The organism is Curtobacterium sp. MCBD17_013 (assembly GCF_003234565.1).
In the GTDB taxonomy this organism is placed as follows: Bacteria; Actinomycetota; Actinomycetes; order Actinomycetales; family Microbacteriaceae; genus Curtobacterium.
In genome coordinates, this window is record NZ_QKTU01000001.1 from 97,440 (window position 1) to 121,306 (window position 23,867).

The window sequence follows — 23,867 nt, forward strand, 5'->3', positions numbered from 1 at the left end:
AATCGTTCCACCACACCTGCGCACGGTGCGCAGCGAGGAGGGACAGGCGCGACGATGCGTCCCTGTCTCAGAAGGGTCATGAGATGCCATTCACGCGAAAGAGCCTCAAGGGCACCGCGCTCCTGACGGGTGCGCTGGGGCTGTCACTGCTCGCCAGCGGTTGCTCCGGGAGCTCCTCGTCCGGCGGCTCCGACCAGACCAAGGGCGTCACGATCACCGTGGCGTGGCTGAACCCGCCGCCTCCGCAGGCCGCACTCGACCAGTTCACGAAGAGCACGGGGATCCACGTCAAGTGGACCACCACCGACTGGGACAGCCTCCAGACCAAGATCTCGGCGGCGGCAACCTCGCACACCTACTTCGCCGATGCCACCGACGTCGACTGGTCGCGGGTCGGCCAGCTCGGCCAGCTCGGGTGGTTCTACCCCATGTCCCAGTACCTCGACGTCAAGAGCATGCGGCCGGACATGCCCCAGATGAGCTCGTTCACCTCGAAGGGCACGGTCTACGGCATCCCGTTCGACTCGTCCTACATGGTCACCACGGTGAACAAGGCCGAGTTCGCCAAGGCCGGGATCACGACCATGCCCACGACGATGAGCGAGTACACCAAGGACCTCCGGCAGATCAAGGCGAAGGGCGTCACGGACACCCCGCTGAACATCCCGTTCGCCGCCGCCGAGGGTCTGTCGACGCACTGGTACCAGCTGACGAACGCGTTCGGCGGGTCCGTCCTCGACAAGCAGGGGCGGCCCCAGTTCGCGTCGCCGAGCTCGCCCGGGTACAAGGCGGCCGAGTGGATGGTCGATGCGCTGAAGGACGGCCTCGTCCCTGCCGGCAACATCAACGTCAACGATTCGCAGGGCATGCAGAACCTGATGGCCAAGGGCATCACCGCCGCGACCACATCGGACTACTCGGGCAACGTCGGCAGCCTCTACGACGTCCCCGCGTCCTCCTCGGTGGTGGGCCAGGTCGAGTACATCCCGACCCCCGGCGTCCACGGCCCGGTGGCGAACCTCGGCAACCCGGACGGCATCGGCATCCCGAAGCAGGCGAAGTACCCGAAGGCGGCCGCCGAGTTCATCAAGTGGATGACGTCCTCGAAGAACCAGGCGGCGTTCGCGGGTGCCGACGGGCCCTCCAAGGTGCTCCCGAACTACCCGACGCCCTCGCGCCTCAGCGCCATGAAGGCCCTGACGACGTCCGGCCACCTGGCACAGGGCCAGGAGCTGACCACGCTCCTCGAGGGCTCGAAGGCCGTCTTCCCGGCCGGCGCACCGTCCTGGTACCCGCAGTTCTCCCGGGCCGTGAACACGAACCTGCACGCTGCGGCCGTGGGCAACGAGTCCGTCAGCGCCGCCATCAAGGCGATCGTGAAGACCACGAACTCGCTCGCGAAGGGGAACTCGTGACCCTGGTCCTGCCCTGCACCGCGACGGAGGTGACGACCCCGTGAGTGCCGGTACGAGCACCACGTCCCGTGCGACTCGGATCGCGCGGAGGAACGGCCGCGCGAACGCTCCTCGGCCGACACCGGGTCGCGGGCGGCGACGGTTCGACCTCCTGCCCTACGCGCTGGTCACGCCCCTGGCGCTGTTCATCGTCGTCCTGGCCCTCGTCCCAGCGGCGATCACGCTGGTCGAGGCGTTCTTCAAGGCCCAGCCGCTCGACCCGCCGAACTCCTTCGTCGGGCTCGGCAACTTCGTGAAGCTGTTCCAGGACGACACGATCGTCTCGAGCATGGTGAACACGGCCTACTACGTCGTCATCGGCGTCGTGGTCTCGACCGTGCTGGGGATCGTCATGGCGGTCACCCTGCAGAAGCCGTTCGTCGGACGGTCCGTGCTCATCGCGGTCCTCATCCTGCCGTGGGCGCTGCCGGGCGTGGTCGAGGGCATCGTCTGGTCGGGCATCTGGGACAGCAACACCGGTCTGCTCAACAGCGTGCTGTCGTCGCTCCACCTGATCGACCACTACCAGGTGTTCCTCGGCCAGAACCGATTCGTCACCATCCTGGTGATCGAGATCGTCCAGGTGTGGCAGATGACCCCGCTGTCCACACTGCTCGTGCTGGCGGCCTTGCAGAACATCCCCGGCGAGCTGTACGAAGCGGCGTCGATCGACGGTGCGACGGGATGGAAGTCGTTCCTCCAGGTGACGCTGCCGCTCGCTCGTCCGGGCATCGCGATCGCGATGGTGCAGGCCATCATCGCGACGCTCAACGTGTTCGACCAGCCGTACGTGTTGAACGGCGCTGCCTCGACCGGAGCCTCGGTGACCGAGCAGACCTACTTCGTCAGCTTCCAGAACCTGGACTTCGGCGAGGGGTACGCGCTGTCGCTCCTCATCACCATCGCAACGGTCGTGGTCTCCCTCGCCGTCGTGCGACTCGTCTACAAGCCGGTGGAGTTCTGATGCACCGTCGTTCCGTCGCGCGCCCCCTGGGCGTCGCGTTCATCGTCCTCTGGACGCTCGTCCCGCTGTACTGGGTGCTCAACACGAGCCTCCAGACGGATCAGCAGATCAGCGCGAAGCCGGCCAACTACATCCCGCCGACGCCGACGTTCGCCAACTACGCGACCCTGCTGGGAGGCAGTGGGGACGTGGCCTCGTCGGTCCGGCAGTCGACGCTCAACATCTTCGTCGAGTGCGGCGGGGCGACGATCGTCACCGTCGTGCTCGCGACGATCGCGGCGTACGCGTTCGCCCGGATGACGTTCCGTGGTCGGAACGTGCTGTTCTACGCGGTCCTCGCGACGATGGCGTTCCCCGCCTACGCGACGCTCATCCCGCTCTACGAGATGCTCAGCACCGCCGGGCTCGTGAACACGTACACCGGCATCGTGCTCGTGTACGTGTCGGGGTTCCTGCCGCTCGCCACGTGGATCCTCTACAACTACATGTCGAGCCTGCCCCTGGCGCTCGAGGAGGCCGGGTCGATGGACGGCGCCAGTCGGCTCGGCGTGCTCTGGCACATCGTGCTGCCGCTCGCCCGCCCGGGCATCGTCTCGACGGCGATCATCACGTTCCTGTCCGCCTGGGCGCAGTTCCTGTTCCCGCTCGTGCTGTCGAGCGACATCTCGACCCAACCGCTCACGGTCGTGATCGCCGCGCTGCAGGGGCGGCACACGGTGCCGTACTCCCTGATGAGCGCGGCGGGCGTCCTCGCGGTCGTCGTCCCGGCCGCCATCGCGGTCGTGCTCAACCGGTACATCGTCAGCGGCCTCCTCACGGGGAGCGTCAAGTGAATCGAGGCGGGGCGTTCGTCCTCATCGGTGCGGGCAGCACGGTGTTCACTCCGGGCCTCCTGACCGATCTCGCCCGCGCGGCGGGGTTCGACGACATCACGGTCCGCCTGGTCGACGTCGCTCCCGAGGCGGCGGAGACCATGGCGGCCGTGGGACGCCGGATCGCCGCGCAGTACGGATCGCACATGCGCGTCGAGGCGGTGCACGACCGACGTGAGGCCCTGCGCGGCGCGCAGTTCGTCACGACGACCATCGCCGTCGGGTCGGCCGCCGGATGGCGGCGTGACCTCGAGGTACCGGAACGGTTCGGGATCCGGCAGACGGTCGGCGACAGCGTCGGACCGGGCGGCGTCCTCCGCGCGCTCCGACACGTCCCGGAGATCGTCGCGATCGGCCGCGACATCGCCGACGTCGCTCCGGACGCCATCCTGTTCAACTACAGCAATCCCCTCACCGCGAACGTCCGGGCCGTCACCCGCGAGACGGGCATCCGTGCCGTCGGGCTCTGTCACGGCACGATGCACACCAAGAGCGCGCTCGCCCGGGCGCTCGAGGTCCCCGAGCAGGAGATCACGGCGACGTTCGGCGGGCTGAACCACCTGTCCTGGCTGATGGACATCCGGACGGCGGACCAGGACCTGTACCCGCGCCTCCGCGAGCTCGTCGAAGCGCGGGCCGGTGGCGCCGATGCTCCCTCCGACTGGAGCGAGGGCCCGCACGCGCCGGTGTCGGCGGACCTGATGCGGACGTTCGGGCTGTACCCGGCGCCCGGCGACCGGCACGTGGCGGAGTTCTTCGCCGACCACCTCGGTCCGGCCGGCGCGGGGGAGCTCCCGTGGGGCCTCCAGGCCGGCCTCGACGCGACACGCGAGTACATCGGCGAGAAGTCGCGACTCTGGGACGAGCTGCGCGAGCTCGCGGACGGTGACCGGCCGGTGCCGCCGCCGTCCGACCAGGAGGCGGAACGACTCGTCGCCATGGCGACGGCGATCCGCACGGGCCGGACCCACGTCGAGCTCGCGGTCAACCTCCCGAACCACGGTCTCATCGGGAACCTCCCCGAGACCGCGGTCGTCGAGGTGCCGGCCGCCGTCGGTGCCGACGGCGTGCGCGGGGTGTCCGTCGGGGACCTCCCCGCCGGCATCGCCGCGGTGCTCACCGCCCGGGCGCTCCAGCAGGAGCTCGTCGTCGACGCAGCACTACGCGGTGATCGCACGCTCGCGATCCAGGCGCTCGTGCTCGACCCGCTCGTGCCCGACCGGGCGACGGCCACCGCGATCCTCGACGCCGCGGTCGCCGAGGACCCGACCACCCTCCGTGCCGGCACCGAGCACGGTCTCGCCACCGTCTGAGCGCGACCACCTCGACCACGTCACCGGGTCGGCCCCGAGGGGTCGCCCCTCAGCCTCACCATCAGGAGAACCACCATGACCGAGACCAACCCCGACATCGATGTCGACCTCGCGGCCGCAGGGGCGACCGCGACCTTCCGGGAGATCAGACAGCAGCCCGACGTGTGGCTCGAGGCGGCATCGATCGTGCAGGGGCGCCGCGCCGACCTCGACGCGTTCCTCGCACCGCTCCTCGCGCACGACGACCTGCGCATCGTCTTCACCGGTGCCGGGACCTCGGCGTTCGCCGGCGGCGTCGTGGCCCCGACGGTGGCCCGCGCCACCGGTCGACGCGTCGAGAGCATCGCGACGACCGACATCGTGTCGAACCCCCGGCACTACCTCGCCGAGGACGTCCCCACGTTGCTGGTGTCGTTCGCCCGGTCCGGGAACAGTCCCGAGAGCGTGGCGGCGACGCGGCTGACCGACCAGGTCCTCGGCGATGCCTCCCACCTCGTCATCACCTGCAACGCCGGCGGTGCGCTCGCACAGGAGCACCAGGAACGGCCCGACTCGTTCGTGCTGCTCATGCCGCAGCGTTCGGACGACGCCGGCTTCGCGATGACGTCGAGCTTCACGTCGATGATGCTCAGCGCGCTGCTGGCCTTCCTCGGCGACGCCCCCGAGACGGTCGCGGCGCTGTCCAGCGCGGCGGACCAGGTGATCGGGGAGGACTGGGACTCGATCAAGGGGCTCGCGCAGGACGGCCTCCGGCGACTCGTGTACCTCGGCAGTGGTCCGCTCGCCGCACTGGCGCAGGAGTCCGCGCTCAAGACCCTCGAGCTGACCGCCGGCGGCGTCGTGAGCTACCACGACTCGTCGCTCGGGTTCCGGCACGGGCCCAAGGCCGTCCTCGACGCCGAGACGCTCGTGGTGGTCTACATCTCGAACGACCCGTACACGCGGTCCTACGACCTCGACATCGTGGCGGAGCTGCGTACCGCGATCGGCGCCTCCCGGGTGCTGTCGGTCGCGACCGACGGCGTCGGCGAGGGAGCGATCGTGCTCGAGGGCCTGCGCGGCACGGACGACGGGTACCTCGCGATCGCGTACATCCTGGTCGCGCAGATCCTCGCGCTCTCGTTCGCGCTCCGGGTCGGGACGACGCCGGACAACCCGTTCCCCGGCGGCGACGTGAACCGGGTCGTGCAGGGTGTGCACATCCACGAGCTCGAGGACTCCGCCGGGGACGGTCGCTGACGTGGCGGTATTCCTGGGCGTCGACGGCGGGGGCACGAAGACCGCCTTCGTCCTGCTCGACGACGACGGACGGGAACTCGGGGCGGTCGAGGGCGCGAGCGCCTACCACCTCGAGCACGGGCTGCCGCACGTGCGGCAGGTGCTCGTCGAGGGCGTCGCCGCGGTGACGGCGGCGGCGGGGACCACCGCCGATGCCATCACCTACGCGTTCATCGCGATCCCCACCTACGGCGAGGCCAGTCACGAGGTGGCCGTCCTCGACGAGCTTCCTGCGCAGGCGCTCGGACACGACCGGTACCGGTGCGGCAACGACATGATCGCGGGTTGGGCCGGCTCCCTCGCCGACGCCGACGGGATCAACGTCGTCGCCGGGACGGGCAGCCTCACCTACGGCGAACGGGCCGGGGCGTCGTCGCGTGTCGGCGGCTGGGGGGAGCTGTTCGGCGACGAGGGGTCCGGGTACTGGATCGGCCTGGAGGCGCTCTTCGCGTTCGCCCGCATGAGTGACGGACGGCTGCCGCGCACCTCGCTGCACGACCGTGTCCGTGAGGCGGTCGGGGTCGAGACGGACCTGGACATGATCGACGTGGTGCTCACCCGGTGGGGGCGGAGCCGCGGCCGGATCGCGTCGTTGTCCCGCCTCGTCGTCGAGGCGGCGCAGGACGACGACGCCGCCGCGACGCGGATCGTCGAGCGCGCGGTCGACCACTTGGTGGAACTCGTCGAGGCGACGAAGCGCAACCTCGGGTTCGGCGCGGACGAGCTGGTACCCGTGTCGTACTCGGGCGGCGTCTTCAGGGCCGAGCTCGTCCGGAGCGGGTTCGAGCGCGCCCTCCGCGCTCGGTCGGACCGGTACGACGTGCGGAGCCCGCGGTTCCCCTCGGACATCGGCGCCGCCCTCCACGCGGCCAAGCTGGCCGGACAGCCCCTCGGCGAGGCCGCACTGGCACGCCTGTCCGCCGGTCGGACGGTCTGATCCATGTCCTCCACCGCAGCGGTGACGCGGTACGACACCATGCCGTACAACCGGGTCGGGCGGAGCGGACTGCTGCTCCCGGCCATCGCCCTAGGTCTGTGGCAGAACTTCGGGGACGATCGCCCGTACGCGACACAGCGGGCGATCGTCCGTCGGGCGTTCGACCTGGGCGTCACCCACTTCGACCTCGCGAACAACTACGGGCCGCCGTACGGCAGCGCCGAGGTCACGTTCGGCCGGGTGCTCCGGGAGGACCTCCGCCACCACCGCGACGAGCTGATCGTCTCGACGAAGGCCGGGTACGACATGTGGGCCGGGCCGTACGGCGAGTTCGGGTCCCGCAAGTCGATGATCGCCTCACTCGACCAGAGCCTGGGGCGGCTCGGGCTCGAGTACGTCGACGTGTTCTACTCGCATCGGTACGACCCGGACACGCCGATCGAGGAGACGATGGGCGCCCTGGCGTCCGCCGTCACGAGCGGCAAGGCACTCTACGTCGGCGTCTCCAACCACGACGCCGACCAGACCCGGCGTGCGGCCGCGGCGCTCGCCGACCTCGGCGTGCCGCTCCTGGTCAACCAGCCGCCGTACTCGATGTTCGACCGGGAGGCCGAGCACGCGTTGATCCCGACGCTCGCGGAACTCGGCACGGGAGCGGTGGTGTACTCACCGCTCGCGCAGGGGCTGCTCACGGATCGCTACCTCGGTGCCACGATCCCGGGTGACTCGCGTGTCGTGGCCGGGCGCGACCTCCCGGCGTCCGCCCTCGACGGCCCCTACCGGGACCGCGCTCGCGCGCTCGCCGTCATCGCGGCGGACCGCGGGCAGACGCTGGCGCAGCTCGCCCTGACCTGGGTCCTGCGCCACCCGGAGGTCGCGTCGGCACTGGTCGGGGCCTCCAGCGTGCCGCAGCTCGAGCAGAACCTCCGCGCGGCGACGGCTCCGCCGCTCACCCCTGCGGAACTCGCCGCGATCGAGCCGTACGCGGTCGACGGCACGGCCGCGTGAGCTGAGGGCCCGATCCGTCCACCGGGGCGAAGCACGACGGGGTCGTCGGTGTCACCGACGACCCCTTCTGACTGCGCATTCGTACAGTTCTGCGACCGTGCGGCAGTGTCAGCGCATGTTTCCTGCTTGTTTCGCGGGCCTGTGGACCAGAACCGATCAGTGCTGGTGCTCGTTTGATTGCCAGTCGTTCGAACGGTGCAATAGCGTTCCCTCCACCGCGGCACCACCGACCGGCTCGCCGCTCCGACGAGGTCGCTCAGGCCCCGCGCCACGCGTGGCCGTGACGGGTGCCGAGGACGACTCGCGCGGCCCCGTCCGACGGCGCCGTCGCGTCCCGCTTGAACGAAGGAGTTCACGTGTTCCCCAGGACCATCAACCGCCGGGGTGCCGCCGTGCTCCGTCGTGGCGCCGTTCTCGGCGTCGCCACGGTCGCGATCGCGGCCGCCCTCACCGGCTGCGCCTCGTCCACCTCGTCGGGCGCCCTCGACACGAAGGCGAAGGTGCACCTGACCGTCTGGTCCGGCCAGGACGACCAGGCCGAGCAGATCCTCCAGCACCTCGTGTCGGAGTTCGAGCAGCAGCACCCGAACGTCTCGATCGACCTGTCCTCGGGCGCCTCGTCCACCGACCAGCTCCTCCAGAAGCTCTCCGCGTCCTTCGCGGCGAGCACCTACCCCGACGTCTCCTACACGTACGGATCGTGGGCCAGCCAGCTCGAGCAGTCCGGCCGCACGCTCGACATCACGAAGGACGTCGCCAAGCCGTCGGTCGGGTGGGACGAGTTCTCCGCCGCGGCGCGGGCCACCGCCCGGCCGACCGGGAAGAAGACGATCGGGTTCCCCGCGGTCGTCGACGACCTGTCGCTGCTCTACAACAAGACCGTCTTCGACAAGGCGCACGTCGCCTACCCGACGGCGGACTGGACCTGGGCCGACTTCCGGAAGGCGGCGAAGCAGCTCACCGATCCGGGGACGAACACCTACGGCTACGGCTACTCCGTGTCGGGGAGCGAGGAGACGACCTGGCAGTTGTGGCCGCACCTCTGGCAGAACGGTGGGTCCATCCTGTCGAGCAACGGCAAGAAGGCGACGTTCGACTCGACGGCGGGCGTCGACGCCCTCACCTACCTGCGTGACCTCGCGATCACCGACAAGAGCGTCTACCTCGACCAGACCGACACGAAGTTCGCGCAGCTGTTCGAGAGCAACCACATCGGCATGATCACCTCCGGCCCCTGGGAACTGTCGGCGCTCAAGACCGCGGGGACCTCGTACGGCGTGGTGCGGCTCCCCGGGACGAACGGCGACCACCAGACGGTGTCCGGACCCGACCTGTGGACCCTGTTCGACCACCACGACGCCGACCGTGCCTACTGGGCCGAGCGGTTCACCCAGTGGCTGACGTCGGACGAGCAGGACGAGCAGTTCAACGTGTCGTACGGCAACCTGCCGCTCCGCTCGAGCGAGGCCGACAGTGCCGAGTTCCAGCAGCAGGTCACGGCGCTCCCCGGGCTCGAGGTGATGGAGCAGAACTCGGCCAACGCCAAGCAGGCCCGGCCGACGGTCCCCGGGTACAACGGGCTGTCCCAAGCGGTCGGTGCCGCGGTGTCACAGGTCCTGCAGGGCCAGGGGACGCCCTCGTCAGCATTGAAGACGGCCACCGTCGCAGCCGACAAAGCGCTCGCGGGCAAGTAGGAGGCGACCGTGACCACGTTCGCGCTCCGACCACGGGAGACCACCACGGCGGCGGCCGCCGCCGGACGCCGGCGGAGGTCGTTCCGGGACGGACTGGAAGGCTGGGGGTTCGTCACCCCTGCCCTCGTCATCGTGCTCGGGCTCACCGTCTTCCCCGGGGTGTGGGCCCTCGTCCTCTCGTTCCAGAAGTGGGACGGGTTCAGCGCCGCGGTCTCCGTCGGGGCGCAGAACTACCAGGCGCTGCTCTCGGACGGGGAACTGCACGCCGCCGTCCTGCACACGCTGCTCTACACGGTCCTGTTCGTGCCGGCATCGGTGCTCCTCGGGCTGTTCCTGGCCGTGGCGCTGAATCGGCGGATCCGGTTCATCGGCCTCTACCGAACGGCGATCTTCGTGCCGTTCGTCGCGTCGGCGGCCGCCACCGGCATCCTGACCACCTACCTCTTCAGCCCGCAGTTCGGGCTCGTCAACAACGTGCTGCGGGTGGTGCACCTGCCGCAGCAGGGATGGCTCGAGGACCGCCACGAGGCCATGATCGTCGTCACGATCATGTCCCTGTGGGGCCAGGCGGCGTTCACGACGGTGATCTACCTCGCCGCGCTCCAGGACGTCCCCGGTGACGTCATCGAGGCGGCTCGGATCGACGGGGCGAACTCGTGGCAGGTCTTCTGGCGGGTGGTGTGGCCGTCGCTCGCGCCCGTCACGGTGTTCGTCGGCATCTACCAGGCCCTGGAGGCGCTCCAGCTGTTCGACCTCGTGTACGCCACCACCCGCGGCGGGCCGCTCGACGCCACCGAAACGATCGTCTCCTACCTCTGGAAGGTCTCGTTCCAGGGCCTCCAGTTCGGCTACGGCTCGGCGATCGCGTACGCGATGTTCTTCGTCACCCTCATCCTCACGGTGTCCGTGACCGTGTACACGCGCACCTCCGGAAGGCGGTCCCGCTGATGGCCATCGACCTCCCCACCCTGTCCGCCGAGCACGGGCGCACCCGGACCCGGCCGCTCCCCGCGCCGCTCGCCCGCCGGCGCCGGAGGCTCCCCTTCAGCGGCTGGCACTTCCTGCTGGTCCCGGTGGCGTTCCTGTTCCTCCTGCCGTTCCTCGAGATGTTCATCACGTCGGTGGAACCGGCCGCCGAGATCAACGCGTTCCCGCCGGCCTTCATCCCCTCGCACGTGACGCTCGACGGGTTCCGGCAGCTGTTCGCGCAGTCGGACATCCTGCACTGGCTGCTCAACACCGTCATCGTGTCCGCGGCGGCGGTCGGCTCCCACCTCGTGCTGTGCTCGCTCGCCGGCTACGGCTTCGCGCGGCTGCCGTTCCCGGGCCGCTCGTTCGCGTTCCTCGCGGTCCTCGCCACGATCATGATCCCGACACAGCTGCTCATGGTGCCGACGTACGTCATGTTCGCCCGGGTCGGGCTCATCGACCACCTCGGCGCGGCCATCGTCCCGTGGCTCGCCTCGGCGTTCGGGATCTTCCTGATGCGGCAGTTCTTCCTGTCGCTCCCCGCGGAACTCGAGGAGGCCGGCCTCATCGACGGGTGCACGCGCCTCCAGGTGTTCTTCCGGATCATCCTGCCGCTGGCCCGGCCGGCGCTGGCGACGCTCGCGATCTTCACCCTGCTCGGCTCCTGGAACGACCTCGTCTGGCCGCTCATCGCGATCAACAACGAGCACGCGTTCACGCTGCAGCTCGGCCTGACGAACTTCCAGGGCTCGCGACGTACGGAGTGGTCCCTGCTCATGGCGGGCAACGTGATCGCCACGCTGCCGCTGATCCTGTTCTTCCTGGCCGCGCAGAAGCAGTTCGTCGCGACGATGACCTTCGCGGGCCTGAAGGGATGACGCAGCACTGGATGTCTCGACGCAGCCCGCGAGCGAGCGAGCGAGGACGACGGCGCACCGCGCGCCGTCCGGAGGAGGAATGATGGCAACACCCGACTGGGACCGCGTCGCCGAGCTACGACTGACCGACTGGCGGCCGCGCGCGCAGGTCCGCCTGCCGCACACCACGGTCACGCGGAGCGCCGTCCCCTGCATCGACGTCCACAACCACCTCGGACGCTGGCTGAGCGACGACGGCGACTGGATGATCACCGACCCGGCCGACCTCGTGCGCACCATGGACGCCGCGAACGTCGCCACCGTCGTGAACCTCGACGGCATGTGGGGTGACGAGGTGGACGCGAACGTCGAGCGGTACGACCGTGCGTTCCCCGGGCGGTTCGTGACGTTCTGCCAGCTGGACTGGCCGCTCCTCGGCGAACCGGACGGCGAGGAGCGGCTGCTCGCCTCCCTCGACGACAGCAAGCGGCGTGGTGCACGCGGTCTGAAGGTGTGGAAGAACCTCGGGCTGCGGGTGCACGACGCCGACGGCGCCGTGATCCTGCCGGACGACCCCCGCGTGGTGCGCGTCCTCGGTCACGCCGGTGACATCGGCCTGCCGGTCCTGATCCACGTGGCCGACCCGATGGCGTTCTTCGAACCGCTCGACGAGCACAACGAACGGCTCGACGAACTGGGGCACGAGCGCGACTGGTGGTTCGGCGACCGCTCGGTCTTCCCGACGTTCGACCGGATCCTCGACGCCCTGGATGCCCTCGTGGTCGCCACCCCGCAGACGACCTACATCGGCGCGCACGTCGGGTGCGTCGCCGAGGACCTGGACCGGGTCGAGCGGCTCCTCGAGCGCGCGCCGAACTTCACCGTGGACACCGGCGGTCGGATGGCCGAGCTGGGTCGGCAGCCCCGCCGGTTCCGCGCCCTCGTCGAGCGGTTCCCCGATCGCGTGTTGTTCGGATCGGACGTCTACCCGGTCGACGCGGAGGCCTACGCGCTCTTCTACCGCTTCCTCGAGACCGAGGACGAGAGCTTCGACTACGCACCCGGCGCCGCCGTGCCGCCGCAGGGGCGCTGGCAGGTGTCGGGCGTGGGACTCAGCGGCTCCTCGCTCGAGCAGGTGTACGCGGGCAACGCCCGTCGCGTGCTGGGCCTGTGACCGCGGGACGCCGGGTGGCCGACGTCGTCGTGCTCGGCGCCGGGATCTCCGGAACGAGCGTCGCACTGCGGCTCGCCGAGCGCGGTGTCGCGGTCACCCTCGTCGACGCGGGGCTCCCCGGCCGAGCGACCACCGCGGGAGCCGGCATCATCTCGCCGTTCGGCCTGGCGCCGGGCGACACGGACCCGCGGTGGACGCGCCTGGTCGACGCGGCCGTCGCCCGGTACCCGGGCCTCCTGCGCGACCTCGGCGATGACGCCACCACGCGCGCCGACTACGCGATCGTCGACGAGGTCGTCGTGGCCGCCGACGAGGAGGAACGCGGCGCACTCGCGGCCCTGGCCGCACGGGCGGCGGAACGGGACCCCGGCGGAGCGGCAGGCGAGGCGCCCGTGTTCCTGGAGGGCCGGGAACTCCGCGAGCGATGGCCCGCGGTCGATCCCGACCTGCAGGGACTCCTGCTCGCCGGCACCGCCAGGGTGGACGGCCACGCGCTCACGGCTGTGCTCCTGGATGCCGCGGTCCGGTCGGGGGTCGAGGTCGTGCCCGGACGCGCGGAGCTCCGTCGTGCCGGATCCCGGGCCATCGTCGAGGTCGACGGGGCGCCCGTGGTCGCCGACACCGTCGTGATCGCGACCGGGGCCTGGTCCTCGTCGATGCTGACGACCGTGGGCGTGCCGACCTCCGTCACGGCGGACCGCGGTCAGATCGTGCACCTCGCGGCGGGGTGGCTGCCCACCGAGCGGCTCCCGGTCCTCAAGACCTTCGCCGGACCGTACGTCATCGGGTTCAGCGGAGGACGCATCGTCGCCGGTGCGACCCACGAGACCAGCCCCGACCACGACGCCGAGGTCCGAGCGGGCGACCAACGGACGGTGTTGCAGGACGCGCTCCGCGTCGCGCCAGGGCTCACCGCCGCGCGGATCGTCGAGACCCGCGTCGGGCTGCGTCCGGCCTCGGCCGACGGGTTCCCGCTGGTCGGGCGGTCGCGGCTGGACGACGTGTTCGTGGCCACCGGGTTCGGCTCGTGGGGGCTCACACTCGGCCCCCTCCTCGGCGAGGTGCTCGCCGATCAGGTCCTCGGCGGCCCCGTCCACCCGGTGGCCGACCTCGTCGATCCACTCCGGGTGCCCGTCGACGTGCCCGAGGACGCTCCGGGGGAGTGAACCTCCGAGCCGCCCCGCGGACCACCGGTCCCCGGGGCGGCTCGGCGAACGGCGCAGCGATCCGCCGCGCCGTGCCCCCACCGAGTGGGCAGGGGCACGGCGCGGGTCACGACCAGGTCGACGGGACGTGCACCCGGAGCGGCTCGGGCAAGAGGTCGCCGTGCGCGTCCACGAGGTCGTTGCACATGGCCCAGATCTGCTCGGGCGTCAGGGTCGAACTCGCGTTCGGGTCGAGGAGCACGGCCTGGCGCACGAGCAGGGGATCGCCGGTCTGCGCCGCGGCCACGGCGAGCTCGGCGACCGACACGTAGTTGCGGTTCTGCGCGGCGCACTGCAGCGGCAGGTTCCCGATGCGGTGCGGCGCGAGGCCGCCCGCGTCGATCGTGCACGGCACCTCGACGGCGGCGCCGGTCGGCAGGTCGTCGATGAGCCCGCGGTTCGGCACGTTCGCGTGGATGACCCGTTCGGTGCCGGTCACCATCGAGTGGATGATCAGCGGTGCGTACTCGGCGGCGCCGTTGTCGTGGAGTTCGAGATCGGTCCCCGAGGCCAGGCGTGTCCGTGCGTCCTCGAACTCGTCGACGTTCGCTGCGCTGATGTCGAGGTACTGGAGCGGTTCGATCCGGTACCGGGCGATCTGCTCTGGGGAGCGGAGGAACCACGACAGGTACTCGGAGGAGTGCTCGCTGGTCTCCGTCGGGTAGAACCCGAACCGTTCGAACATCTCGACCCGGACGCGTCGCTGCAGTTCCGGCTCGGAGCGGATCCGCTCGCGCAGTCGCGGGTACAGGTCCTCGCCGTCGCGGGACCACTCGAGCAACCACGCCTGGTGGTTGACGCCCGCAGCACGGTAGTGCGTGCCCTCGAGCGGGACGCCGACGAGCTCACACAGCTCGTGGGCGGTCCAGTAGACGCTGTGGCAGAGACCGACCGACCGGATGTCCGGCGCGACGACCGACAGCCACCACACGTTCATCGCCATCGGGTTGGTGTAGTTCATGAGGAGGGCGTCGGGGCACACCGCTCGCATGTCGGCGGTCAGGGCGGTCAGGAACGGGAACGTCCGGAGGCCGCGGAAGACACCGCCGACACCGGTGGTGTCCCCGATCGTCTGCTGCAGGCCGTAGCGCGCCGGGATCTCCAGGTCCTTCCGGGTGCCGTCGATGCCGCCGATCTGCACCATGTTGACGACGAAGTCGCTGCCCTCGAGGGCCAGTCTGCGGTCGAGGCTCGCGACGATCGTGGCGCGCGCGCCGAGCCGCTCGTTCACCTGCTTCGCGGTGCCCTCGGCCACCGCGAGTCGGTCGGGGTCGACGTCGTGGAGCGCGACGGTGACGTCGGCGAGTTCGGGGAAGCGGAGGAGGTCGGTCAGCAGCTGGCGCGTGAACACGACGCTGCCGGCGCCGATGAAGGTAACCCGTGTCATGGTGCTGATCCTCGTCAGCAGTGCGCGGATCACCAACGGTTTCGCGCGGAACACCCGCAAGTGGACAACAGGAATGAGCGAGTGCGCGCTCCCAGTAGCATCGAGGCATGACCTACCAGGGCGGCCGGGCGGACCCGCACCCGCGCGCGACCTCGGTCAAACGATCGCAGCGCATGCTCGCCATCCTCGAGCGCCTGGCCGAGAGCGGAAGTCTCAGTCTCGAGTCGCTCTCGGCGGAGCTCGCGGTGTCCCCGGCGACGATCCGGCGCGACCTCGCCGACCTCGAGGACCAGCAACTCCTGCGTCGTACCCACGGCGGTGCGAAGACCTTCGACACCGCGATCGAACTCCCGGTGCAGCTGAAGGACACCCGCTTCCGTGAGGCGAAGGCGCTGATCGCCCGGAGAGCAGCGCAACTCATCCCGTCGGGCAGGTACGTCGTCGCCCTCTCCGGTGGCACCACGACGACCGAGGTGGCGCGGGTGCTGGCCACGCGCCGCGAACTCACCATCGTGACCAACTCCCTCACGACCGCGACACAGCTGGCGTCGCGACCCACCCTGCAGGTCATCATGACGGGCGGTCTCGTCCGACCACACTCGTTCGAACTGGTCGGCGTGCTCGCGGAGAACACCTTCAACGCGATCAACGTGGGCACCGCGATCCTCGGCGTCGACGGCATCACCGCCGCGGCCGGAGCCACCACCCACGACGAGGTCGAGGCCCGCACGAACCACGCGATGGTGACGCACGCGCAACGCACGGTCGTCGTGGCCGACGGCTCGAAGGTGGGGCGTGTGACGCTGGCGAGCGTGGCGACCTGCGACCAGGTCCACGACCTCGTGACGGACTCGACCGCCGACCCGGCCGCGCTCGAGGAGCTCCGGGACGCCGGGGTCCGGGTGCACGTCGCCGACGCGTGAGGGCCGGCCGGGGGACCGGTCGCCCGGCACTCGTCCCCGCGGGGGTCGTGCCATCCTGGGAACCGATCGAACACGAGCACGGCGAGCAACGACGCCGACCGAAGGAGCAGACACACGTGATCGCAGGCATCGAGACGGGCGGGACGAAGGTCATCTGCGGGGTGGTCTCCGAGGACGACCCCCAGCGGCTGCTCAGCACGACCCGGATCCCCACGACCACGCCCGACGAGACCACCACCGCGATCAACGCCTTCCTCGACGAGGCCGAGGCGTCGTCGTCCGAGCCGGTCACCGCGCTCGGGGTGGCGTCGTTCGGCCCCGTCAACGTCGACCCCGCCGAGGACCGCTGGGGCTGGGTCACCGGGACGCCCAAGCCGGGATGGGCGGACCAGGACCTGCTCGGACGGATCCCCCTCGCCTCCCGGGTCCCGACCGTGATCATGGCCGACGTGGGCAGCGCGGCCCTCGGCGAAGCGACCTGGGGCGCGGGGCGCGACGTCGACCGCGTCGGGTACGCGACGTTCGGGACCGGCGTGGGCGTCGGCCTCGCGCTCGGCGGCCGACTGCTGCACGGCAACGGCTACCCCGAGATGGGGCACGTCATCGTCCGCAAGCACCCGCAGGACGACTTCGTCGGCAGCTGCCCGTTCCACGGCGACTGCCTCGAGGGGCTCGCGTCCGGGCCGGCCGTGATCGGTCGATGGGGACACGACGCCTCCTCGTTCACCGACCCGGAGGAGCAGGCCCTGGCGTACGAGATGCTCGGCTCCTACATCGCGCAGCTCGCCCTCACGGCGGCGATCACCGCCGGCGTGCAGCGCTTCGTCGTCGGCGGCGGGGTGCTCAAGTCCCCGGGGCTGTTCGATGCCGTGCGGGCGCAGCTGCCGATCCTGTCCGGTGGGCCCGGCGCGGGGCACGCCGCGTCGCTCGACGCACCGGACTTCCTGGCGCAGCCGGCGCTCGGGGACCACTCGGGCGTGCTCGGGGCCGTCGCGGCAGCGCTGACGCTCGAGCGCTGACCCGATCCCGGGCGACTGCGCGCCTGGACGACGACTGCGCGCCTGGACGACGACTGCGCGCCTGGACGACGACTGCGCCGTCGCGACGACAGTGCAGTCGCGACGACAGCGCAGTCGTCGTCCACGCGCGCCCTTCCGGAAGCCTCGCGCCCGCCCGAAGCGCGTTACGGCCGGTAGTCGCCCCGTCGTCGGTACAGTGCCGCGGCGGACTCGTCGGCGAACGGCTTCACGCCGTGCATCCCGCCGACCGTCTTCACTGCGGTGCTGAGCAGCCACGCTGCCGTTCGTGCTGCGATGGTGATGATCCGCATGCTGACTGCCCCCTCGTGGTGGTCGCGAGGCTAGCGCCTCCCGTGTGCTCCCGTCACGGTCCATCGCGGGCGTTGAGCCGCAGTACGGACGACGAGCCGCGCCGATGCGCGGCGGGATGTCCGGAACCCGGTTCGGTCGCGGCGTCAGCGCCGCCGGAGCGCCCGCACCGCTGCGACGACGAGGCAGACCACCGCCGCGAGGACGAGCAGGAGCGCCAGGGTCGCCAGCGCGTTGTCGACCTGGACCGCATCGACGAGGGGCGGGCGGCTGGTGTACCGGACGGCACCGCCCTCGCGCGACGCATGGACGCGCAGGACGAGGACCGCGGTGCCCGCGAGGACCAGGAGCACCGCCGCCGCCGCGAGGAGACGGGCCAGCGGGCGTCGACGTCGGGACACCCGACGAGTCAACCAGAGGTCAACGCCCGGGCACGGCCGCGAGCCGCCGGAACCCCTCGTCGAGCGACACCGCGGGCGTCCACCCGAGGTCGGCCCGGGTCCGCCGCTGGTCGAACCAGTGCGAGGTCGACAGCTGCTCGGCCAGGAACCGCGTCATCGGCGGCTCGTCGCGCCCGGGCCGGACGCGCCACAGCGCCTCGACGGCGGACCCCGCGACCCGGGCGAGCCCCGCCGGCACGTGCAGCGTCGGGGCCGGCACGCCCGACGCCCGACAGATCCCCGCCAGGAGTTCCGCCACCGGGCGTGGCTCGCCGTTCGTGACGACGTACGCGTTGCCGTGGACGTCCTCGGCCCGGTCGAGTGCGGCCACCATGGCGCTCGCCGCGTTGTCGACGTACGTCGTGTCGATCAGGGCCGCCCCGGCGTCGAGCAGCGGCAGCCGCCCCGTCCGGGCGCGCTCGACGATCCGGCCGACGAGCTGGGTGTCGCCCGGACCCCACACCAGGTGCGGGCGCACCGCGACGACGGCGAACCCGGGAGCGTCGGCCGCCAGCGCAGCGAGCTCGGCCTGCGCCTTCGTGCGGGCGTAGTCCCCACGTGCGCGGAACGGATCGGCGGGCGCGGCGTCGTCCCCGACGATCGAGGCGCCGGCGTGCGCCACCGAGGGCGAGGACACGAACACGAACCGGGACGCCCCCGCCGAGCGGGCCGCGGCGAGCACCGTCCGCGTCCCCTCGACGTTGACGCGCGCGAAGTCCGCGGGGTCGCCCGCGAGCGACACCTTCGCCGCGAGGTGCACGACCGCGTCGGTGTCGGCGACGGCCGCCTCGACGTCGGCGGCCGACGTCAGGGAGCCGAGCCGGTCCTCCAGGCCGAGGACGCCGGACGGGCGCCGCTGGAAGGTGTGCACCGTGTGACCGGCGTCGCGGACCGCGGCGGCCACGGCGCGGCCGAGGAACCCGCTCGCGCCCGTCACGAGCACCCTCACGGTCGCACCATCCGGCCCCCCGCGAGCACGCCGGTGGCCCAGCGCGCCACGCGCGTGCGGTCGATCTTCGAGTTGTGTCGGATGTCGGTCGGGAGGCGCGGCACGACCAGCACCGCCGCCACCGGCACGCCGACGGTCGCCCGGACCCGCTCCGCGAGCGCGGGGTCGGCCAGGTGCGGCCGTCGCGCCGCCGGGGTGGTCTCGACGACGGCCACGACCTGCTGCGTCCCGGCGGGGCCGACGCCGACGACGGCCGCGCGGTCGACCTCCGGCACGGACTCGATGCGCTGCTCCGGTCCGACGGGGGTGACGACGCCCGACGCGGTGGCGACGACGTGGGGGAGCCGCCCCTCGACCCAGAGGCGTCCGTCGGCGTCGAGGTGTCCGACGTCGCCGGTGCGGTGCCAGCGACGGTCCGTGCTCACCTGTCGCCGCGCCGCGAGGTCGGTCAGCCACAGCCGGTCGTAGTGGTCCTTGCCGTGCGGCGCAGCGAGGACGATCTCGCCGGTGACCTCCGGTGTGGTGCCGAGGGGACCCGCCGCCGCGCCGAGGTCGTCGAGGGGTGCGATGCGCACGGCGACACCCGCGGCGGGCCTCCCGACGCACACGCCCCCGCCGGTCCCGGCCCCGGCCCCGGTCCCCCTTCCGCGAGATCGCAGTCCTTGCCGTTCTGACCCCTGCGACACCGGCGACAACTGCGATCTCGCCGGGGTGTGGGCGGGGCCCACCGCGGCGGCTCGGATGCCCGCGAGGTCGATGTCCGTCATGAGCAGCCCCTCGGTCATGCCGTACGGCGTGTGGGCGCTCGCGGCGGGCATGAGTCGAGCGGCCTCGGCGAGGAGCGGTTCGGGCACGGGAGCGCCCGCGGACAGGAACAGCCGCACGCGTCCGAGTGCGGCGTGGTCCTCGGCGGTCAGCGCATCGGCGGTGGCGACGACGTTGGCGAGCGCGGCGGGCGACAGGAACACGACGACGCCCTCGCCGCTGGGCTCGGTCCGGCCGGTCCCTTCGGTCCCCCCGGTTCCTTCCGCCGAGATCGCAGTCGTTGCCGCTCCCGACCCGGTCTGAGCGGCAACGACTGCGATCTCGCGGAGGGGAGAGCCGGCGGCGGCGGCGGCGGCGGCAGCCGCAGCGGCGACCGCGCGAGCCGTCAGGGTCCGGGGCGCCGTGACGTCCATGTCGGGCGTCACCGAACGGGCGCCGAGCGCGGGTCCGAGCAGGGCGAACGGCGCGAACCCCGCCACGAGCCCGGTGCCGACGCCGACGCCGTACTGCGTCGCGAGGGCGTCCCGGACGGCGGCGAGCTGCGCGTGCGTGTAGACGACGCCCTTCGCGGGTCCGGTCGATCCCGAGGTGAACAGCACCGCGGCCGTGTCCGTCGGCACGGGTGCCGCGGGCAGCGCGACACCGGCACGGAGCCGCGCCGCGCCGCGCCTGGCGAGCTCCCCCAGGGTGTGCTCCACGCCGAGGGCGACACGGGCCGCCGGGGGGACCGAGGGCGTGGCGATGCGTCGACCCGGCCAGCCGAGCGCGCGGGCGGCGGTGAGCCCGGGGAGCGCGCCGACGAGCCAGTCGGGTCGGGCGCCACGCACGGCCCGCGTGAGCCCGCGGACTCCGAGGCCGGCGTCGGCGACGACGACGACCGCCCCGATGCGGACGCAGGCGTAGAGCACGGCGGTCAGGTCGGCGCCCGGCGTCACGAGGAGCGACACGCGGTCGCCGCGCTGCACCCCGGCGTCGGCCAGGCCGGCGGCGATCTCGCGGACGCGACGGCTCAGGAGCCGCCAGCTGACGGAGCGCGGGGGACGGCCGCCGCCGGGCGCCATCTCGACGAGGGCGACGTCGTCGGCGTCGGCGAGTTCGTCGAGGGCCGCCCACACCGGTCGGCTCGCGTCGGCGTCGGCGTCGGCGTCGGTGTCGGCATCGGGCGGGAGGCCCCCACCCGCCCCGGCGGCCTCCTGCCCGTCCGGCAGACGGTCGCCGAGCCACGCGAGGACGGCCCCGGCGACGTCGACGTCCTCCGGCAGCAGGTGTCCGGCGCCCTCGAAGCGGTGCACGTCGGCGCGCGGCATCCGCGTCGCCAGGTCGTCGAGGTAGCGCTCGAGGAACACCGGGTCGCGCGGGCCCCACAGCACGAGGGCGGGGACGCCGAGCGCGCGGACGCCCTCGGCGATGCGGTCGAGTTCGACGGCGCTCGGGTGGCGGTCGTCGACGGGGATGTCCGCCACGAACCCGCCGATGCCGCCCCGTCGGTCGGCGCCGCGGTACGGCGAACGGTAGGCGTCGCGCACGGGAGCGGGGAGCGGCGGGTGGGCGATCGCGAGCGTCGTCTCGAGGAACCCGGGTGTCAGGACCGTCGCGCGCCCGAGCACGGACGGCCGCAGGGCGAGCCGGAGCGGCGCGGGGATCGGGGCGTCGGCGGGCTGGTGCACGGCGGTGTTGCACACGACGACGCCGGCGAGCAGCTCCGGGTGGTCCACGGCCCAGCCGAGGGACACGACGCCGCCCCAGTCGTGCCCGAGGGTGACGACGGGACCGGTGAGGCCGAGTTCGTCGGTGAGGGCGCCGAGGTCCGCGACGCGCTGCGCGAGTCCGCGGGGCACACCGCTCCGCTCCGAGTACCCCATGTCGAGCTGGTCGACGGCGACCACGCGCCAGGCCGGACCGCCGGCCCGGGCGGTCTCGGTCGCGGCGGTGAGCACGCTGCGCCAGAGGTACGACCAGGTCGGGTTCCCGTGGACGCAGAGGACGGTGCCGACGGGCTCGACCCTGAGCTCGGCGAGCTGTCCCGCGTTGTCGAGCAGGTGCCAGGTGCGCGTGGCGGGCGACGGGCCTCCCGCCGCGTGCTCGGGCCCGACCGCGGCGGTCGCGACGAGGCGCGACCAGGCGGGGTCGAGTCCGGGGAGGTGCGGGGGGAGCGCGGCGGGCGCGGTCGCCGCGGCGGCGCGCGGCAGGCCGGACCTCACCAGTCGATCTCCATCATGGCGGTGTTGAGGCCGGAGCCGACGCCGCCGAGCAGGACGCGGTCGCCGCGCCGCACGTTGCCGGCCTGGACCTCTTCGGCCAAGGTGATCGGGATCGAGGCCGGACCGACGTTGCCGTACCGCGAGTAGGTCACGGGGACGCGGTCGCGGTCGATGTCGATGGCCTCGACGATCGCCTTCATGTGGATGTCCGACACCTGGTGGAAGATGTAGCGGTCCATGCCGCCCCAACTCCAGTCGCGCTTGGCCTCGTTCCAGGCGGACACGACGAGCTCGACGCCGCCGCGGAGCAGGGCCTTGGCGTCGGTGAACATGCCGTCCACGCTGCCGACGCAGAGGTCGTACCACTGGGTCGCGGCTCGGGTGACGCCGCCGTGGATGCGGTGCCCCTCCGGGTGGACGTCCATCGGGCCGAGCACGGCGGCCGCGGCACCGGAACCGAGGGTGAGGCTCGCGAACTCGCTCATGAAGTCCTTGCGGTTCCGACCGCCCTCGCTCAGGCGCGCGATCGTGTTGAGCTGGACCTGGTCGGCGTCCTCGCCGTCGATGACGACCGCGTACTGGATCTGACCGGAGTCGATCATGCCCGCGGCGACGCTCATCGCGTTGACGAACCCGAGGCACGCGTTCGCGATGTCGAAGTTGATCGCCGACGTCGGCAGCCCGAGCCCGTGGTGCAGGCGGACCGCGACGCTCGGCTCGAGGTGCGGGCGGGTCACCGACGTGTTGATGAGCAGCCCGACCTGGTCCGGACGGATCCCGGCCTCGGCGAGCGCCCGGCGGGCGGCGTCGATCGCGGCCTCGTCGAAGCTCTGCTCGGGGCCCCAGTTCCGACGCTCCTTGACGCCCGCGACCCGCTCGAGCAGGCCCTTCGGGAGGCGGAGGCGTCGGAGCACGGGGTGGAGGCGCTCCTCGATGTCCGCGGACGTCGTGACGCGATCGGCGATCGTGGTCGCGACGGCGAGCAGACCGACGTTCTCGTGACGGGTGGTGGCGTTGCCGGGGGCGGGGAGGTCGGCCCGGCGCGTCTCTGGGGTGGCTGCGGGGCGGTCTGTGACGGTTGACACCTCATCAATGATGCACCCCTCCCGCTGGGCGGTGTGCGCGTCGACGGTCGTCACAGCGCGCGGAGCTTCTCCAGGAGGGGACCGGCGGCCTCGTCGAGGAACCGGTCCTGACCCTCGTCGCCGACCTGGACGATCGCGATGTCGGTGAAACCGGCGTCGAGGAACGGCCGCACGCTCTCGGCGAGTCGGTCGAGGTCGGGGCCGCACGCGATCGACTCCGCGACGTCCTCGGGACGCACGAACTGGCTGGCGCTGTCGAACGACGCGGGGGTGGGCAGGTCCGCGTTGACGTGCCAGCCGCCGGCGAACCAGCGGAACAGGTCGTGTGCCCGCACGACCGCGGCGTCCTCGTCGGGGTCCCAGCAGATCGGGATCTGGCCGATCTTGCGTGACGGGGCGCCCTGGTGGTGCTCGTCCCACCCCTGCACGAGCTCGGGCACGGGATCGGTGGTGATCATGTGGTCGCCGAGGGGTGCGAACCGCTCGATGCCCTTCGCGCCGGACACCGCGACGCCGATCGGGACCCCGCCGTCCGGGACGTCCCAGAGCTTCGCCTGGTCGACGCGGAAGTGCGTGCCCTCCCACGTCACGACGTCACCGGACTCGAGCGCGCGGATGATGTGGATGGCCTCCTCGAGCATGTCCTGTCGTTCGCCGACCGCGGGCCAGCGTTCCCCGACGATGTGCTCGTTGAGGTTCTCGCCGGCACCGAGCCCGAGCGTGAACCGGCCCTCGGACAGGATCTGGAGCGTCGCGGCCTTCTGTGCGACCACGGCCGGGTGGTACCGGATCGTCGGGCAGGTCACGTAGGTCATGAGCTCGACCGTGCTCGTCACCTGCGCCACGGCGCCGAGGACGGTCCAGGCGTAGGGGGCGTGCCCCATGCTCTCGAGCCAGGGGAAGGCGTGGTCGCTCGACACCTCGAAGTCGTATCCGACGTCCTCGGCCTTCTGCGCGTACCGGACGAGCTCGCGGGGGCCGCTCTGCTCGGTCATCAGGGTGTAGCCGAAGTTCGTCATCAGGGTGCTCCTCGTCAACGGTGTCCGGATTCCTCGTCTACGCCT

General features: G+C 71.8%; 21 protein-coding genes. 14 read left to right on the forward strand and 7 right to left on the reverse strand.

The window, feature by feature from the left end:
• The first annotated feature begins 83 nt into the window (after positions 1-83).
• The 12 genes from DEI81_RS00405 to DEI81_RS00460 all read left to right on the forward strand — a co-directional run bounded on the left by DEI81_RS00405 (position 84) and on the right by DEI81_RS00460 (position 13,686).
• A complete protein-coding gene (locus DEI81_RS00405; RefSeq protein WP_111008542.1) occupies positions 84-1,415 on the forward strand; it encodes an extracellular solute-binding protein in 1,332 nt (443 codons plus the stop codon).
• 40 nt (positions 1,416-1,455) lie between these two features.
• Complete coding sequence (locus tag DEI81_RS00410) at positions 1,456-2,418, forward strand: carbohydrate ABC transporter permease (protein WP_111008543.1); 963 nt, start codon at positions 1,456-1,458, stop codon at positions 2,416-2,418.
• Complete coding sequence (locus tag DEI81_RS00415) at positions 2,418-3,251, forward strand: carbohydrate ABC transporter permease (protein WP_111008544.1); 834 nt, start codon at positions 2,418-2,420, stop codon at positions 3,249-3,251. The genes DEI81_RS00410 and DEI81_RS00415 overlap by 1 nt, the downstream gene beginning before the upstream one ends.
• Positions 3,248-4,603: a hypothetical protein gene (locus DEI81_RS00420; protein ID WP_111008545.1), complete on the forward strand. Its 1,356-nt coding sequence runs from the start codon at positions 3,248-3,250 to the stop codon at positions 4,601-4,603. Before DEI81_RS00415 ends, DEI81_RS00420 begins: the two co-directional genes overlap by 4 nt.
• Before the next feature lie 75 nt (positions 4,604-4,678).
• Positions 4,679-5,842 (forward strand): SIS domain-containing protein, encoded by a 1,164-nt coding sequence (locus DEI81_RS00425; RefSeq protein ID WP_111008546.1) that lies wholly within the window; start codon positions 4,679-4,681, stop codon positions 5,840-5,842.
• A gap of 1 nt (position 5,843) precedes the next feature.
• Positions 5,844-6,818 carry an N-acetylglucosamine kinase gene (locus DEI81_RS00430; protein ID WP_111008547.1) on the forward strand — a complete coding sequence of 325 codons (975 nt, stop codon included), beginning with the start codon at positions 5,844-5,846 and terminating at the stop codon, positions 6,816-6,818.
• Between the two features lie 3 nt (positions 6,819-6,821).
• Entirely contained in the window at positions 6,822-7,826 is a 1,005-nt protein-coding gene (locus DEI81_RS00435; protein WP_111008548.1) for an aldo/keto reductase, read from the forward strand.
• 356 nt (positions 7,827-8,182) lie between these two features.
• The gene (locus DEI81_RS00440) at positions 8,183-9,520 is read left to right on the forward strand and encodes an extracellular solute-binding protein (RefSeq protein ID WP_258368383.1); all 1,338 of its coding nucleotides are present in this window, start codon (positions 8,183-8,185) and stop codon (positions 9,518-9,520) included.
• A gap of 9 nt (positions 9,521-9,529) precedes the next feature.
• Positions 9,530-10,468, forward strand: coding sequence for a carbohydrate ABC transporter permease (locus DEI81_RS00445; RefSeq protein ID WP_111008549.1), 939 nt, complete (start codon positions 9,530-9,532; stop codon positions 10,466-10,468).
• On the forward strand, positions 10,468-11,367 hold the full coding sequence (locus tag DEI81_RS00450) for a carbohydrate ABC transporter permease (RefSeq protein WP_111008550.1): 900 nt from the start codon (positions 10,468-10,470) through the stop codon (positions 11,365-11,367). The genes DEI81_RS00445 and DEI81_RS00450 overlap by 1 nt, the downstream gene beginning before the upstream one ends.
• Positions 11,368-11,449: 82 nt before the next feature.
• Positions 11,450-12,520, forward strand: a complete 1,071-nt coding sequence (locus tag DEI81_RS00455) for an amidohydrolase family protein (RefSeq protein WP_111008914.1) — start codon at positions 11,450-11,452, stop codon at positions 12,518-12,520.
• On the forward strand, positions 12,517-13,686 hold the full coding sequence (locus DEI81_RS00460) for an FAD-binding oxidoreductase (RefSeq protein WP_181435279.1): 1,170 nt from the start codon (positions 12,517-12,519) through the stop codon (positions 13,684-13,686). Before DEI81_RS00455 ends, DEI81_RS00460 begins: the two co-directional genes overlap by 4 nt.
• A gap of 106 nt (positions 13,687-13,792) precedes the next feature.
• Here the strand turns inward: DEI81_RS00460 and DEI81_RS00465 are convergent, their stop codons facing one another.
• Positions 13,793-15,112 carry an alpha-glucosidase/alpha-galactosidase gene (locus DEI81_RS00465; protein ID WP_111008552.1) on the reverse strand — a complete coding sequence of 440 codons (1,320 nt, stop codon included), beginning with the start codon at positions 15,110-15,112 and terminating at the stop codon, positions 13,793-13,795.
• 107 nt (positions 15,113-15,219) lie between these two features.
• On the opposite strand from DEI81_RS00465, the gene DEI81_RS00470 reads away from it, so the two are divergent.
• Both DEI81_RS00470 and DEI81_RS00475 read left to right on the forward strand, forming a co-directional pair.
• Complete coding sequence (locus DEI81_RS00470) at positions 15,220-16,035, forward strand: DeoR/GlpR family DNA-binding transcription regulator (protein WP_111008553.1); 816 nt, start codon at positions 15,220-15,222, stop codon at positions 16,033-16,035.
• A gap of 116 nt (positions 16,036-16,151) precedes the next feature.
• A complete protein-coding gene (locus tag DEI81_RS00475; protein ID WP_181435280.1) occupies positions 16,152-17,054 on the forward strand; it encodes an ROK family protein in 903 nt (300 codons plus the stop codon).
• Between the two features lie 164 nt (positions 17,055-17,218).
• On the opposite strand, the gene DEI81_RS16105 is transcribed toward DEI81_RS00475, so the two are convergent.
• The 6 genes from DEI81_RS16105 to DEI81_RS00500 all read right to left on the reverse strand — a co-directional run bounded on the left by DEI81_RS16105 (position 17,219) and on the right by DEI81_RS00500 (position 23,822).
• Positions 17,219-17,365, reverse strand: a complete 147-nt coding sequence (locus DEI81_RS16105; RefSeq protein ID WP_181435281.1) for a hypothetical protein — start codon at positions 17,363-17,365, stop codon at positions 17,219-17,221.
• Positions 17,366-17,509: 144 nt separating this feature from the next.
• Positions 17,510-17,764, reverse strand: coding sequence for a hypothetical protein (locus DEI81_RS00480; RefSeq protein ID WP_111008555.1), 255 nt, complete (start codon positions 17,762-17,764; stop codon positions 17,510-17,512).
• Between the two features lie 19 nt (positions 17,765-17,783).
• Entirely contained in the window at positions 17,784-18,752 is a 969-nt protein-coding gene (locus DEI81_RS00485; RefSeq protein ID WP_111008556.1) for an NAD(P)-dependent oxidoreductase, read from the reverse strand.
• A complete protein-coding gene (locus DEI81_RS00490; protein WP_258368384.1) occupies positions 18,749-21,718 on the reverse strand; it encodes an alpha/beta fold hydrolase in 2,970 nt (989 codons plus the stop codon). Before DEI81_RS00490 ends, DEI81_RS00485 begins: the two co-directional genes overlap by 4 nt.
• Positions 21,715-22,704 (reverse strand): 3-oxoacyl-ACP synthase III, encoded by a 990-nt coding sequence (locus DEI81_RS00495; RefSeq protein WP_258368452.1) that lies wholly within the window; start codon positions 22,702-22,704, stop codon positions 21,715-21,717. Before DEI81_RS00495 ends, DEI81_RS00490 begins: the two co-directional genes overlap by 4 nt.
• 149 nt (positions 22,705-22,853) lie before the next feature.
• Positions 22,854-23,822, reverse strand: a complete 969-nt coding sequence (locus DEI81_RS00500; protein ID WP_111008557.1) for a TIGR03557 family F420-dependent LLM class oxidoreductase — start codon at positions 23,820-23,822, stop codon at positions 22,854-22,856.
• Between the last annotated feature and the right edge of the window lie 45 nt (positions 23,823-23,867).

What these genes read in the sequence shown, in the direction of transcription:
- DEI81_RS00455 (WP_111008914.1), top strand. Translation starts at nt 11,450, where the DNA reads ATGGCAACACCCGACTGGGACCGCGTCGCCGAGCTACGACTGACCGAC.
- DEI81_RS00450 (WP_111008550.1), top strand. Translation starts at nt 10,468, where the DNA reads ATGGCCATCGACCTCCCCACCCTGTCCGCCGAGCACGGGCGCACCCGG.
- DEI81_RS00415 (WP_111008544.1), top strand. Translation starts at nt 2,418, where the DNA reads ATGCACCGTCGTTCCGTCGCGCGCCCCCTGGGCGTCGCGTTCATCGTC.
- DEI81_RS16105 (WP_181435281.1), bottom strand. Translation starts at nt 17,365, where the DNA reads ATGCGGATCATCACCATCGCAGCACGAACGGCAGCGTGGCTGCTCAGC.
- DEI81_RS00470 (WP_111008553.1), top strand. Translation starts at nt 15,220, where the DNA reads ATGACCTACCAGGGCGGCCGGGCGGACCCGCACCCGCGCGCGACCTCG.
- DEI81_RS00435 (WP_111008548.1), top strand. Translation starts at nt 6,822, where the DNA reads ATGTCCTCCACCGCAGCGGTGACGCGGTACGACACCATGCCGTACAAC.
- DEI81_RS00500 (WP_111008557.1), bottom strand. Translation starts at nt 23,822, where the DNA reads ATGACGAACTTCGGCTACACCCTGATGACCGAGCAGAGCGGCCCCCGC.
- DEI81_RS00405 (WP_111008542.1), top strand. Translation starts at nt 84, where the DNA reads ATGCCATTCACGCGAAAGAGCCTCAAGGGCACCGCGCTCCTGACGGGT.
- DEI81_RS00425 (WP_111008546.1), top strand. Translation starts at nt 4,679, where the DNA reads ATGACCGAGACCAACCCCGACATCGATGTCGACCTCGCGGCCGCAGGG.
- DEI81_RS00465 (WP_111008552.1), bottom strand. Translation starts at nt 15,112, where the DNA reads ATGACACGGGTTACCTTCATCGGCGCCGGCAGCGTCGTGTTCACGCGC.